Here is a 12448-nt window from a genome sequence, read left to right on the forward strand (position 1 = left end):
ACGGGCAGCGGCCGACCGCCGCCCCACTCAAGATTACGGCCGCGGCGCCCAGCAGGGCACCGCGGCCGTACTCACACATCGCTCAGGAGCGCGCACTCACCGCTCAGGCGGCGCCGGACTCCTGCGTCCTCGACTTCAAGGCGTCCAGCGCCCGCTCGGTCACCTCGTCGACCTTGCCCAGGGCGGAGATCGTCTTCACCAGCCCCTGGTTCTTGTAGTAGCCGATGATCGGCTCGGTCTGGTTGTGGTACTCCTCCAGGCGGCGGCGCACGATCTGCTCGTTGTCGTCCTCGCGCTGGTAGAGCTCACCGCCGCACACGTCGCACACGCCCTCGGCCTTCGGAGGGCCGTAGACGACGTGGAAGACGTGGCTGCTGTCGTTGCGGCAGATGCGCCGGCCGGCGATCCGCTTCACGACCTCGTCCTCGGGGACCTCCAGGTCCAGCACCGCGTCCAGGCCGATGTTCTGCTCGCGGAGGAACTCGTCCAGCGCCTCGGCCTGGTGCAGATTCCTCGGGAACCCGTCCAGCAGGAACCCGTTCCCGGTGTCCGGCTTCTGGAGACGGTCCTTCGCCATCGCGATGGTGACCGAGTCCGGAACGAGGAGGCCCTGCTTCATGTAGGACTGGGCTTCCTTGCCCAGGGCGGTGCCCTGGCTGATGTTCGCGCGAAAGAGGTCACCCGTGGAGATGTGCGGGATGGCCAGCTCCTTGGCGAGGAACTGCGCCTGGGTACCCTTGCCTGCCCCAGGCGGCCCGACGAGGACGATACGCATCAGCGGAGGAACCCTTCGTAGTTGCGCTGCTGGAGCTGGCTCTCGATCTGCTTCACGGTCTCCAGGCCGACACCCACGATGATCAGGATGCTTGTTCCACCGAACGGGAAGTTCTGGTTCGCGTTGAACAGCACCAGTGCCACCGTCGGGACGAGAGCGATCAGACCCAGGTACAGCGAACCCGGCCAGGTGATGCGGTTCAGCACGTAGCTCAGGTACTCCGCGGTGGGTCGGCCCGCCCGGATGCCCGGGATGAACCCACCATACTTCTTCATGTTGTCGGCGACTTCCTCAGGGTTGAAGGAGATCGCCACGTAGAAGAAGGCGAAGAACACAATGAGCAAAAAGTACGTAATGATGTAATAGGGGTGGTCACCCTTGACGAAATTGGCCCTAATCCAGTTCGCCCAGCCCGCATTCGAGCCGCTGAACTGCACGAGTAGAGCCGGGATGTAGAGCAGCGACGACGCGAAGATGACAGGAATCACACCCGCCTGGTTCACCTTCAAAGGGATGTAAGTGGACGTACCGCCATAGGCGCGCCGTCCGATCATCCGCTTCGCGTACTGCACGGGGATCCGCCGCTGGGCCTGCTCGACGAAGACCACCAGCGCGACCATCGCCAGGCCGACCGCGCAGACCGCGAAGAACTCGACCCAGCCGTCGCCGATCGTGCCCTGCTTCTTGATCGCCCACAGGGCGCCCGGGAAGCCGGCTGCGATGGACAGGAACATCAGGATCGACATGCCGTTGCCGATGCCGCGGTCGGTGATGAGCTCACCGAGCCACATGATCACAGAGGTGCCGGAGGTCATCACGATGACCATCGTGACGATCCGGAACATGGAGGTGTCGGGAACGATCTCGGTCGCGCGGTTGCAGCCCGAGAAGAGCTGCCCGCTGCGGGCGGTCGCCACCAGGCCGGTGGCCTGGAGCACCGCGAGCCCGATCGTCAGGTAGCGGGTGTACTGCGTGATCTTGGCCGTGCCGGCCTGGCCCTCCTTCTTGAGGGCCTCGAGGCGGGGGATCACCACGGTCAGCAGCTGCAGGATGATGCTCGCCGTGATGTACGGCATGATCCCCAGCGCGAAGATCGTCAGCTGGAGAAGCGCACCGCCACTGAACAGGTTCACCAGCCCGAACAGACCAGAGGTATTGGTCGCGTTGACGCAGTACTTCACGGCCTGGAAGTCGACGCCGGGTACGGGGATGTGAGCTCCGAGGCGGAACAGCACCATGATGCCCAGCGTGAACAGCAGCTTCTTGCGCAGGTCGGGCGTCCTGAACGCCCGGGCGAACGCGGTGAGCACGGTGCCTCCTGCGTCTCTCGCCCAGTGGGCGGAGAGGTGATGGTGAATCGGTGCGGCAGCTGTCGCACCGGACGGCGATTACATGATTTCTTATTGCAAGGTTTGAGCAAGACCCCGGACGACACGTACCGACCGGAAACAAGCAGCGTCCGCCACCTTACCGGCGAGGACGCCGCCCTAGGAACGACAAGCCGGGGATGCCCCTGTGGAAGGGACATCCCCGGCTGTGGCGTCAAACGGCCGTCATCGGGCTCAGACGAGCTCGGTGACAGTGCCGCCGGCGGCGGTGATCTTCTCCTTGGCGGAGCCGGAGACCGCGTCAACGGTCACCTGCAGCGCCACGGTGATCTCGCCGGTGCCGAGCACCTTGACGAGCTGGTTCTTGCGCACCGCGCCCTTGGCGACGAGGCCGGCGACAGTGACCTCGCCCCCCTCCGGGTACAGCGCGGCCAGCTTGTCCAGGTTCACGACCTGGTACTCGGTGCGGAACGGGTTCTTGAAGCCCTTGAGCTTGGGCAGCCGCATGTGCAGCGGCATCTGCCCACCCTCGAAGCGCTCCGGAACCTGGTAGCGGGCCTTGGTGCCCTTGGTGCCACGACCGGCGGTCTTGCCCTTGGACGCCTCACCACGACCCACACGGGTCTTGGCGGTCTTGGCGCCGGGGGCCGGACGCAGGTGGTGGACCTTCAGCGGGTTGTCAGCACCCATGTCAGTCGACCTCCTCGACCGTGACGAGGTGGCGCACAGTGCGGGCCATGCCGCGGATCTCCGGGCGGTCCTCCTTGACGACCACGTCGTGCAGGCGCTTGAGCCCGAGCGAACGCAGGGTGTCACGGTGGTTCTGCTTGCTGCCGATGTAGGACTTCGTCTGCGTGATCTTGAGACGGGCCATGCTCATGCACCCGCCCCGGCGCGCGCACGCAGCAGAGCCGCGGGAGCGACGTCCTCGAGCGGCAGACCGCGGCGGGCCGCGATCTCCTCGGGGCGCTGAAGGCCACGCAGAGCCGCCACCGTGGCGTGCACGATGTTGATCGGGTTCGACGAGCCGAGGGACTTGCTCAGCACGTCGTGGATGCCCGCGCACTCGAGCACGGCACGCACCGGGCCACCGGCGATGACACCGGTACCGGGGGAAGCCGGCTTCAGCAGAACGACGCCGGCCGCCTCCTCACCCTGGATCGGGTGCGGGATGGTGCCCTGGATACGGGGGACCTTGAAGAAGTGCTTCTTGGCCTCCTCCACACCCTTGGCGATGGCGGCCGGCACCTCCTTGGCCTTGCCGTAACCGACACCCACGGTGCCGTCACCGTCGCCCACCACGACCAGCGCGGTGAAGCTGAAGCGACGACCACCCTTCACAACCTTGGCGACGCGGTTGATCGCGACCACGCGCTCGACGTAAGCGGTCTTCTCGGCGGCGGCGCCGCCGTCCCGCCGGTCCTTCCGGTCCCGCCGCTCGCCGCCACCGGCGCCGCCACCGCGGCGCTGGGGTCCAGCCATTGGAATTACCTCTCTTCGTTGCTTCCGCTAGCTACGGAACCGGCTCAGAACTGGAGCCCGGCCTCGCGGGCGGCGTCCGCCAGGGCGGCGATGCGCCCGGCGTACTGGTTGCCACCGCGGTCGAACACGACAGTCTCGACACCGGCGGCCTTGGCACGCTCGGCGACGAGCCGGCCGACCTTCTTGGCCGCCTCGCTCTTGTCGCCCTCGGCACCACGGATGGACGTGTCCAGCGTGGACGCCGAAGCCAGCGTGTGGCCCGCGATGTCGTCGACGACCTGCGCCACGATGTGGCGGTTGGAGCGGGTCACGACCAGGCGCGGACGCGCGGGCGTACCCGACACGTGCTTGCGGACGCGGATGTGACGGCGCTTGCGGGCGTTGCCCTTGTAGGCCTTGCCCTTGCCGATCTTCACACCGACTGCCATGGCTTACTTACCAGCCTTTCCGACCTTGCGGCGGATGACCTCGCCCGCGTACTTCACGCCCTTGGCCTTGTACGGGTCGGGCTTGCGCAGCTTGCGGATGTTCGCGGCAACCTCGCCGACCTTCTGCTTGTCGATGCCGTCCACGTGAAGCTTGGTCGGCGACTCGACCTGGAAGGAGATGCCCTCCGGGGCCTCGACGACGATGGGGTGGCTGTACCCCAGCGAGAACTCCAGGCTGGAGCCCTTCGCTGCCACGCGGTAACCAACACCGCTGATTTCGAGGGACTTGCGGTAGCCCGCGGTCACGCCGGTGATCATGTTCGCCACCAGCGTCCGCGACAGGCCGTGCAGGGCCTTGGACTGACGCTCGTCGTTGGGACGGGTGACAACGAGCTTGTCGTCCTCGTCCCTTGCGATCTCGATCGGCGCGGCAACGGTGTGGGAGAGGGAGCCCTTGGGGCCCTTCACCTGGACCGTCCGGCCATCGATGGTGACGTCCACGCCGGCGGGAACCGGGATGGGCAGCCGTCCAATACGCGACATGGCTAAACCTCCGTTTCCCGTGTTACCAGACGTAGGCGAGGACTTCCCCGCCCACACCCTTCTTGGCGGCCTGCTGGCCGGTCAGGAGGCCCTGGGACGTGGAGATGATCGCCACGCCCAGGCCGCCGAGGACCTTCGGCAGGTTGGTGGACTTTGCGTAGACCCGCAGGCCCGGCTTGGAAATACGCTTGATGCCGGCGATCGAGCGCTCGCGGTTCGGCCCGAACTTCAGGTCGACGACGAGGTTCTTGCCCACCTCGGCGTCCTCGACCTTCCAGCCCTGGATGTAGCCCTCCTGCTGGAGGATCTCCGCGATGTGCGACTTGATCTTGCTGAACGGCATCACGACGGAGTCGTGGTAAGCCGAGTTCGCGTTGCGCAGACGTGTGAGCATGTCTGCGATCGGGTCGGTCATGGTCATGATGGCCTTGGGCCTCTCTCGCCGCGGTTTCCTATATGCGCCATCCCTCTCCCCGACAAGTCGGGACGGGTGCGGTGCGGGGACCTACGGCGTAGTAAGCGTTCTTGTGCGAGCTCCGCCCACGGGCGGTCAGGGCGACGGAACCCAACCCTTCTACTCTACGCGAGCAAAAAGGGCTTCCTTGCCGCCGCCCCTTCACGGGGCGGCGGTGGGCGGACTGCGCCGACCAGGAAGTGCTTACCGAGAGTTCCCAGTGATCCGGATCCACCCGGCCGCCCGCCGGCCGTCCTCGGAGGGACGGCGGCGGGGACCGGACGGACGGACTACCAGGAGCTCTTGGTCACGCCCGGCAGCTCGCCGCGGTGCGCCATCTCACGGAGGCACACACGGCAGAGGCCGAACTTGCGGTAGACGGAGTGCGGACGGCCGCAGCGCTGGCAGCGGGTGTACGCGCGCACACCGAACTTGGGCTTGCGGGCGGCCTTAGCGATCAGAGCCTTCTTCGCCACGGTCAGTTCTCCTTGAACGGGAAGCCGAGGTGACGCAGGAGAGCGCGGCCCTCATCGTCGTTGGTCGCCGTGGTCACCACGGTGATGTCCATGCCCCGGACCCGGTCGATCTTGTCCTGGTCGATCTCGTGGAACATCGCCTGCTCCGTGAGACCGAAGGTGTAGTTGCCCCGGCCGTCGAACTGCTTCGGCGACAGACCGCGGAAGTCGCGGATGCGCGGAAGCGCGAGCGACAGGAGGCGGTCCAGGAACTCCCACATGCGGTCACCGCGGAGGGTGACGTGCGCACCGATCGGCTGACCCTCACGCAGCTTGAACTGCGCGATGGACTTGCGGGCCTTGGTGACGGCCGGCTTCTGACCCGTGATCGTGGCGAGGTCGCGGATGGCGCCCTCGATCAGCTTGGAATCGCGGGCGGCGTCGCCCACACCCATGTTGACCACGATCTTGACCAGACCGGGCACCTGCATGACGTTCTCGTACTTGAAGTCCTCGCGGAGCTTCCCGACGATCTCTTCGCGGTAGCGCGTCTTCAGACGCGGCTGCGTAGCGGTAGCAGTCATCAGATGTCCTCACCGGTCCGCTTGGCAACGCGGATCTTGTTGCCCTCGTCGTCGAAGCGGTAACCGACGCGGGTGACGACCTTCTTGCCGTCCTTCTCCACGACGAGCTGAACATTGCTCACGTGGATCGGGGCCTCGGTCGTGACGATCCCGCCGGTCTTCGAGCCGCGAGCGGTCTGACCGGCCTTGGTGTGCTTCTTGACCCGGTTGACACCCTCGACCAGGACACGGTTCTCAGTCGGGTAGGCCACGATGACCTTGCCCTGCTTGCCCTTGTCCTTGCCGGTGATGACCTGGACCAGGTCGCCCTTCTTGATCTTCATCGGTTACAGCACCTCCGGAGCGAGCGAGATGATCTTCATGAACTTCTTCTCGCGCAGCTCGCGCCCCACGGGGCCGAAGATGCGGGTACCGCGGGGGTCACCGTCGTTCTTGAGGATGACGGCGGCGTTCTCGTCGAAGCGGATGTAGGAGCCGTCGACGCGGCGGCGCTCCTTCACGGTCCGCACGACGACAGCCTTGACGACATCGCCCTTCTTGACGTTGCCACCGGGGATCGCGTCCTTGACGGTGGCCACGATGACGTCACCGATGCCTGCGTAGCGCCGACCCGAGCCGCCGAGCACGCGGATGCAGAGAATCTCCTTGGCACCCGTGTTGTCGGCGACACGCAGCCGCGACTCCTGCTGGATCACGTCTATCTCCTGGTTGTCGCGCCGGTTCCCGGCCGACTCCCGCGCGGGGAGCCGACCGAGCCTGACGGAACGGTCCTGAGGGGAACCCTCAGGTGATTACTTGGCCTTCTCGAGGATCTCGACGACGCGCCAGCGCTTCGTCGCGGACAGCGGCCGGGTCTCCATCAGGAGGACACGGTCGCCGACGCCCGCAGCGTTCTGCTCGTCGTGGGCCTTGAGCTTGTTGGTACGGCGGATGACCTTGCCGTACAGCGCGTGCTTCACACGGTCCTCGACAGCGACGACGACGGTCTTGTCCATCTTGTCGCTGACGACGAGACCCTCACGGGTCTTGCGGAAACCGCGCTCGTTCCCCGCGGCGGAGCCGCTGGTGTTCGCTGTAGTCACATTCTTCTCGCTCATCAGGCGTTCTCCACCGTCTCGATGCCGAGCTCGCGCTCCCGCATCAGGGTGTAGATCCGGGCGATGTCCTTGCGGACGGCCTTGAGCCGACCGTGGTTGTCGAGCTGTCCGGTCGCCGCCTGGAAGCGGAGGTTGAACAGCTCCTCCTTGGCCTCGCTCAGCTTGGTGACCAGTTCCTCGTCACCAAGTGTGCGCAGCTCGGACGCCTTGGTCGTCCCCGCCGCCATCACGACTCACCTGCCTCGCGCCGGACGATCCGGCACTTCATCGGAAGCTTGTGGGCGGCGCGGGTCAGCGCCTCCTTAGCAACCTTCTCGTTCGGGTAGGACAGCTCGAACATCACCCGACCGGGCTTGACGTTCGCGATCCACCACTCCGGAGAACCCTTGCCGGAACCCATGCGGGTCTCGGCCGGCTTCTTCGTCAGCGGACGGTCCGGGTAGATGTTGATCCAGACCTTGCCGCCTCGGCGGATGTGACGGGTGATGGCGATACGAGCGGACTCGATCTGCCGGTTCGTCACGTAGGCCGGGGTGACGGCCTGGATGCCGTACTCGCCGAAGGCGAGCTCGGTGCCGCCCTTGGCCATGCCCGACCGCTTCGGGTGGTGCTGCTTGCGGTGCTTGACCCTGCGAGGGATCAGCATGACGGTCAGGCCTCCGTTCCGGTGCTCTCAGCAGCCGGAGCCTCAACCGCGGGAGCCTCGGCCTTGGGGGCCGACTCCGCGGACTGCTGCTGCGGCTTGCGGCCACGGCCGCCACGCTCACCGCGCTCGCCACCGCGGCGCGGACGGTCGTTGCCACCACCGCGCGGCGGACGGTTGCCGGCGCGGGCGGCGGCGTTCTCCTCGCGAACCTCGCGGAGGTTCTTGACGTCGCCCTTGTAGATCCACACCTTCACGCCGATGCGGCCGAAGGTGGTGCGGGCCTCGAAGAAGCCGTAGTCGACGTTCGCGCGGAGCGTGTGCAGCGGCACACGGCCCTCGCGGTAGAACTCCGACCGGGACATCTCGGCGCCGCCGAGACGGCCACCGCACTGGATCTTGATGCCCTTGGCGCCGGCCTTCATCGAGCCCTGCATCGCCTTGCGCATGGCACGGCGGAAGGACACGCGGGAGGACAGCTGCTCGGCCACGCCCTGCGCGACGAGCTGGGCGTCGATCTCGGGGTTCTTGACCTCGAGGATGTTCAGCTGGACCTGCTTGCCGGTCAGCTTCTCGAGGTCGCCCCGGATGCGGTCGGCCTCCGCGCCGCGGCGGCCGATGACGATGCCCGGCCGGGCGGTGTGGATGTCGACGCGGACGCGGTCGCGGGTGCGCTCGATCTCAACCTTCGAGATACCGGCCCGCTCCATGCCCGTCGTCATCATCCGGCGGATGGCGACGTCTTCCTTGACGTAGTCCTTGTACAGCTTGTCGGCGTACCACCGGGACTTGAAGTCCGTGGTGATGCCGAGCCGGAACCCGTGCGGGTTAACCTTCTGGCCCATTACCGGGTCCCTTCCTTGGAGGCGACGACCACGGTGATGTGGCTGGTGCGCTTGCGGATCCGGTAGGCGCGGCCCTGGGCCCGCGGACGGAACCGCTTCAGGGTCGGCCCCTCGTCGACGTACGCCTCGCTGATGAACAGCGAGTCCACGTCGTTGTGGTTGTAGTTGTGCGCGGCGTTCGCGATGGCGCTGTCAAGCACCTTGCCAACCGGCTCGCTCGCGGCCTGCGGAGCGAATCGCAGGACCGCCTGCGCCTCCGTGGCCGGCAGGCCACGGATGAGGTCCACCACACGGCGGGCCTTCATGGGCGTGACGCGGATGTACCGCGCCTGGGCCCTGGCTTCCATTGCTGTCCCCTTGCTCATCTCAGTCGTGTTCCTTCAGAGGCCGTCAGCGACGACGCGACTTGCGGTCGTCCTTCTCGTGGCCACGGAAGGTGCGGGTCGGCGCGAACTCGCCGAGCTTGTGGCCGACCATCGACTCGGTGACGAACACCGGGACGTGCTTGCGGCCGTCGTGCACCGCGATCGTGTGACCCAGCATCGCCGGGACGATCATCGAGCGGCGGGACCAGGTCTTGATGACGTTCTTGGTGCCGGCTTCGTTCTGGACGTCCACCTTCTTGATCAGGTGGTCGTCGACGAAGGGCCCCTTCTTCAGACTGCGCGGCATCGAGACTGCTCCTAGCGCTTCTTGTTCGTCTTGCGGCGGCGGACGATGTACTTGCTGCTCGCCTTCTTCGGGCTGCGCGTGCGGCCTTCCTTCTGGCCCCACGGAGACACCGGGTGGCGACCACCAGAGGTCTTGCCCTCACCACCACCGTGCGGGTGGTCCACCGGGTTCATCGCGACACCACGAACGGTCGGGCGGACGCCCTTCCAGCGCATGCGGCCGGCCTTGCCCCAGTTGATGTTCGACTGCTCGGCGTTGCCGACCTCGCCAACGGTGGCGCGGCAGCGGATGTCGACCAGCCGGACCTCGCCGGACGGCATGCGCAGGTGGGCGTAGGCGCCCTCCTTGGCCAGCAGCTGGACGGAAGATCCCGCGGAACGGGCGATCTTCGCGCCGCCGCCGGGCCGCAGCTCGATGGCGTGGATCACGGTACCCACCGGGATGTTCCGCAGCGGGAGGTTGTTGCCCGGCTTGATGTCGGCGCCGGGGCCGTTCTCGATCCGGTCGCCCTGGCCCAGCTTGGCCGGGGCGAGGATGTAGCGCTTCTCGCCGTCTGCGTAGTGCAGGAGCGCGATGCGCGCGGTGCGGTTGGGGTCGTACTCGATGTGAGCGACCTTGGCCGGCACGCCGTCCTTGTCGTGACGGCGGAAGTCGATGACGCGGTACGCACGCTTGTGGCCGCCGCCCTGGTGGCGAACGGTCACGCGACCGGCGTTGTTACGACCGCCCTTGCTGTGCAGCGGGCGGACCAGCGACTTCTCCGGCGTGGACCGCGTGATCTCGACGAAGTCGGCGACGCTGGCGCCACGACGGCCCGGGGTCGTCGGCTTGTACTTGCGGATACCCATTTCTCAGTCCTCGTCCGATATCGGACGACTCGGACTCCCTTAGGAGACCGGGCCGCCGAAGATGTCGATGCGCTCGCCCTCAGCCAGCGTCACGATGGCGCGCTTGGTGTCCTTGCGCTTCCCGAAACCGGTGCGGGTGCGCTTGCGCTTGCCCTGCCGGTTGATGGTGTTCACGCCCAGGACCTTGACCGAGAAGACCGCCTCGACGGCCTGCTTGATCTGGGTCTTGTTGGCCCGCGGGTCGACGATGAACGTGTACTTGTTCTCGTCGAGCAGCGCGTAGCTCTTCTCGGAGATCACCGGCTTGAGCAGGATGTCACGGGGGTCCGTGTACGTCTTGCTCGTGACAGTGGTCCCGACAGTCGCCTCACTCATCAGGCGTCGCTCCCTTCGAGCTCGCTCTCGCGGGCGACGGCGGTGGCGGACTCGGCTGCGCTACCCGCCTGGTCGGCGGAAGGACCGGACACGAACCGCTCGAAGGCGGCCTGGGTGAAGACCACGTCATCGGAGATGAGCACGTCGTACGTGTTGAGCTGGCCCGGCTCCAGGATGTGCACCTGGGGCAGGTTGCGGGCGGACAGCCACGCGGCCTCGTCGCTGCGCTCGACGACCAGGAGCACGTTCTTGCGCTCGCTGATCCTGCCGAACAGCGTCTTGGCGGCCTTCGTGGAGGCGGCGCCCTCGACCACGCCGGAGACGACGTGGATGCGGTTGTGGCGGGCCCGGTCGGAGAGGGCACCGCGCAGGGCGGCGGCCTTCATCTTCTTGGGCGTGCGCTGCGAGTAGTCGCGCGGCACGGGACCGTGCACGACGCCACCACCGGCGAACTGCGGGGCGCGGGTCGAGCCCTGACGGGCGCGGCCGGTGCCCTTCTGACGGTACGGCTTCCTGCCACCGCCGCGGACCTCGCCACGGGTCTTGGTCTTGTGCGTGCCCTGGCGGGCAGCGGCCAGCTGGGCGACGACGACCTGGTGGATCAGCGGGATGCTGACCTGCACGTCGAAGATCTCCGCGGGGAGGTCGACGGTCCCGGTCTTGTCGCCGGCCGGCGAAAGGATGTCAATGGTGCTCATTACCTCAAGCCCCCTTGGCCGCGGTGCGGACCAGGACGAGGCCGCCGTTCGGACCAGGAACCGCGCCCTTGATGAGCAGCAGGCCCTTCTCCGCGTCAACGGCGTGGACGGTCAGGTTCTGGGTGGTGACCCGCTCGTTGCCCATACGGCCGGCCATGCGCATGCCCTTGAACACGCGGCCCGGGGTGGCGCAGCCGCCGATGGAGCCCGGGGAGCGGTGCTTGCGCTGGGTGCCGTGTCCGGCGCCGAGGCCACGGAAGTTGTGGCGCTTCATGACACCGGCGAAGCCCTTGCCCTTGCTGGTGCCGGTCACGTCGACCTTGACACCGGACTCGAACACCTCGGCGGTGATCTCCTGGCCCAGGGTGTACTCGGTCGCGTCAGCGGTGCGCAGCTCGACGAGGTGGCGGCGCGGGGTCACGCCGGACTTCTCGAAGTGGCCCTTGAGGGGCTTGTTCACCTTGCGGGGGTCGATCTCGCCAAAGGCGATCTGGACGGCCTCGTAGCCGTCGGCGTCTGCTGTGCGGACCTGGGTCACGACGCAGGGCCCGGCCTTGACGACGGTCACCGGGACGACCCGGTTGTTCTCGTCCCAGACCTGGGTCATGCCGAGCTTCTCGCCCAGGACGCCCTTAATCTGCTTAGCCATTACTGGTGCGTCCCTCAGAGCTTGATCTCGATGTCGACACCGGCCGGCAGGTCGAGACGCATGAGCGAGTCGACGGTCTTCGGCGTGGGGTCGAGGATGTCAATGAGGCGCTTGTGAGTGCGCATCTCGAAGTGCTCGCGCGAGTCCTTGTACTTGTGCGGCGACTTGATGACGCAGTACACGTTCTTCTCAGTGGGCAGCGGCACCGGGCCCGCGACCTGCGCACCAGTACGCGTCACCGTCTCGACGATCTTCTTCGCCGAGGAGTCGATGACCTCGTGGTCGTAGGCCTTGAGCCGGATGCGGATCTTCTGTCCCGCCATGGCTGCTTCGTAGTCCTGTCTCTAGGGATAAACGCTCTGGAACCCGGCGCATTACCCGTCTTCTCCGACCCACGCGGTCGGGCGTGTCGCACCCCTTCTCGCAGTTCTCCGCATGGGAGATCCCTCGAAGAAGGAATACGGCGCTTGACCGCGGTCCGGGGAAGACAATCCACCGGGCGCCTGGCCGGCACCCCGCTGACACTTCCCGGAAGATTCCCGTACTTCCGCCCCGCGCAGGGACGACGAATA

23 protein-coding genes are annotated in these 12448 nt (G+C 66.8%); all 23 read right to left on the reverse strand.

Features of this window, described 5'->3' with window-relative positions:
• Positions 1-103 precede the first annotated feature (103 nt).
• The 23 genes from IEY86_RS06550 to rpsJ all read right to left on the reverse strand — a co-directional run bounded on the left by IEY86_RS06550 (position 104) and on the right by rpsJ (position 12199).
• On the reverse strand, positions 104-775 hold the full coding sequence (locus IEY86_RS06550; RefSeq protein ID WP_189130556.1) for an adenylate kinase: 672 nt from the start codon (positions 773-775) through the stop codon (positions 104-106).
• Positions 775-2085 carry a preprotein translocase subunit SecY gene (gene secY, locus IEY86_RS06555; protein WP_189130557.1) on the reverse strand — a complete coding sequence of 437 codons (1311 nt, stop codon included), beginning with the start codon at positions 2083-2085 and terminating at the stop codon, positions 775-777. Before secY ends, IEY86_RS06550 begins: the two co-directional genes overlap by 1 nt.
• A 252-nt stretch (positions 2086-2337) precedes the next feature.
• Positions 2338-2793 (reverse strand): 50S ribosomal protein L15, encoded by a 456-nt coding sequence (gene rplO, locus IEY86_RS06560; RefSeq protein ID WP_189130558.1) that lies wholly within the window; start codon positions 2791-2793, stop codon positions 2338-2340.
• A gap of 1 nt (position 2794) precedes the next feature.
• On the reverse strand, positions 2795-2977 hold the full coding sequence (gene rpmD / locus IEY86_RS06565; RefSeq protein ID WP_189130635.1) for a 50S ribosomal protein L30: 183 nt from the start codon (positions 2975-2977) through the stop codon (positions 2795-2797).
• 2 nt (positions 2978-2979) lie between these two features.
• A complete protein-coding gene (rpsE, locus tag IEY86_RS06570) occupies positions 2980-3585 on the reverse strand; it encodes a 30S ribosomal protein S5 (RefSeq protein WP_189130559.1) in 606 nt (201 codons plus the stop codon).
• 44 nt (positions 3586-3629) lie between these two features.
• Positions 3630-4013 carry a 50S ribosomal protein L18 gene (rplR, locus tag IEY86_RS06575; RefSeq protein WP_189130560.1) on the reverse strand — a complete coding sequence of 128 codons (384 nt, stop codon included), beginning with the start codon at positions 4011-4013 and terminating at the stop codon, positions 3630-3632.
• 3 nt (positions 4014-4016) lie between these two features.
• A complete protein-coding gene (gene rplF, locus IEY86_RS06580) occupies positions 4017-4556 on the reverse strand; it encodes a 50S ribosomal protein L6 (protein WP_189130561.1) in 540 nt (179 codons plus the stop codon).
• 22 nt (positions 4557-4578) lie between these two features.
• Positions 4579-4977: a 30S ribosomal protein S8 gene (gene rpsH, locus IEY86_RS06585; protein ID WP_189130562.1), complete on the reverse strand. Its 399-nt coding sequence runs from the start codon at positions 4975-4977 to the stop codon at positions 4579-4581.
• 323 nt (positions 4978-5300) lie between these two features.
• A complete protein-coding gene (locus tag IEY86_RS06590) occupies positions 5301-5486 on the reverse strand; it encodes a type Z 30S ribosomal protein S14 (RefSeq protein WP_003956452.1) in 186 nt (61 codons plus the stop codon).
• A 2-nt stretch (positions 5487-5488) separates the two neighbouring features.
• Positions 5489-6049, reverse strand: coding sequence for a 50S ribosomal protein L5 (gene rplE / locus IEY86_RS06595; protein ID WP_189130563.1), 561 nt, complete (start codon positions 6047-6049; stop codon positions 5489-5491).
• Complete coding sequence (rplX, locus tag IEY86_RS06600; protein ID WP_189130564.1) at positions 6049-6372, reverse strand: 50S ribosomal protein L24; 324 nt, start codon at positions 6370-6372, stop codon at positions 6049-6051. The genes rplE and rplX overlap by 1 nt, the downstream gene beginning before the upstream one ends.
• A 3-nt stretch (positions 6373-6375) precedes the next feature.
• Entirely contained in the window at positions 6376-6744 is a 369-nt protein-coding gene (gene rplN / locus IEY86_RS06605; RefSeq protein ID WP_018382557.1) for a 50S ribosomal protein L14, read from the reverse strand.
• 96 nt (positions 6745-6840) lie between these two features.
• Positions 6841-7146, reverse strand: coding sequence for a 30S ribosomal protein S17 (rpsQ, locus tag IEY86_RS06610; RefSeq protein WP_189130565.1), 306 nt, complete (start codon positions 7144-7146; stop codon positions 6841-6843).
• Complete coding sequence (gene rpmC, locus IEY86_RS06615) at positions 7146-7373, reverse strand: 50S ribosomal protein L29 (RefSeq protein ID WP_189130566.1); 228 nt, start codon at positions 7371-7373, stop codon at positions 7146-7148. Before rpmC ends, rpsQ begins: the two co-directional genes overlap by 1 nt.
• Positions 7373-7792, reverse strand: coding sequence for a 50S ribosomal protein L16 (gene rplP, locus IEY86_RS06620; protein WP_189130567.1), 420 nt, complete (start codon positions 7790-7792; stop codon positions 7373-7375). The genes rpmC and rplP overlap by 1 nt, the downstream gene beginning before the upstream one ends.
• 5 nt (positions 7793-7797) lie before the next feature.
• On the reverse strand, positions 7798-8634 hold the full coding sequence (gene rpsC / locus IEY86_RS06625; RefSeq protein WP_189130568.1) for a 30S ribosomal protein S3: 837 nt from the start codon (positions 8632-8634) through the stop codon (positions 7798-7800).
• On the reverse strand, positions 8634-8981 hold the full coding sequence (gene rplV / locus IEY86_RS06630; RefSeq protein WP_189130636.1) for a 50S ribosomal protein L22: 348 nt from the start codon (positions 8979-8981) through the stop codon (positions 8634-8636). The genes rpsC and rplV overlap by 1 nt, the downstream gene beginning before the upstream one ends.
• A gap of 43 nt (positions 8982-9024) precedes the next feature.
• A complete protein-coding gene (rpsS, locus tag IEY86_RS06635; protein ID WP_014178772.1) occupies positions 9025-9306 on the reverse strand; it encodes a 30S ribosomal protein S19 in 282 nt (93 codons plus the stop codon).
• 11 nt (positions 9307-9317) lie between these two features.
• Complete coding sequence (gene rplB / locus IEY86_RS06640; protein WP_189130569.1) at positions 9318-10154, reverse strand: 50S ribosomal protein L2; 837 nt, start codon at positions 10152-10154, stop codon at positions 9318-9320.
• A 39-nt stretch (positions 10155-10193) separates the two neighbouring features.
• Positions 10194-10529, reverse strand: a complete 336-nt coding sequence (rplW, locus tag IEY86_RS06645) for a 50S ribosomal protein L23 (protein WP_189130570.1) — start codon at positions 10527-10529, stop codon at positions 10194-10196.
• Positions 10529-11227 carry a 50S ribosomal protein L4 gene (gene rplD / locus IEY86_RS06650; protein WP_189130571.1) on the reverse strand — a complete coding sequence of 233 codons (699 nt, stop codon included), beginning with the start codon at positions 11225-11227 and terminating at the stop codon, positions 10529-10531. The genes rplW and rplD overlap by 1 nt, the downstream gene beginning before the upstream one ends.
• A 4-nt stretch (positions 11228-11231) precedes the next feature.
• Positions 11232-11876, reverse strand: coding sequence for a 50S ribosomal protein L3 (rplC, locus tag IEY86_RS06655; RefSeq protein WP_189130572.1), 645 nt, complete (start codon positions 11874-11876; stop codon positions 11232-11234).
• Positions 11877-11890: 14 nt separating this feature from the next.
• Entirely contained in the window at positions 11891-12199 is a 309-nt protein-coding gene (rpsJ, locus tag IEY86_RS06660) for a 30S ribosomal protein S10 (RefSeq protein ID WP_014144312.1), read from the reverse strand.
• Positions 12200-12448: the final 249 nt, after the last annotated feature.

This window comes from Wenjunlia tyrosinilytica, assembly GCF_014646055.1.
Taxonomy (GTDB): Bacteria; Actinomycetota; Actinomycetes; order Streptomycetales; family Streptomycetaceae; genus Wenjunlia; species Wenjunlia tyrosinilytica.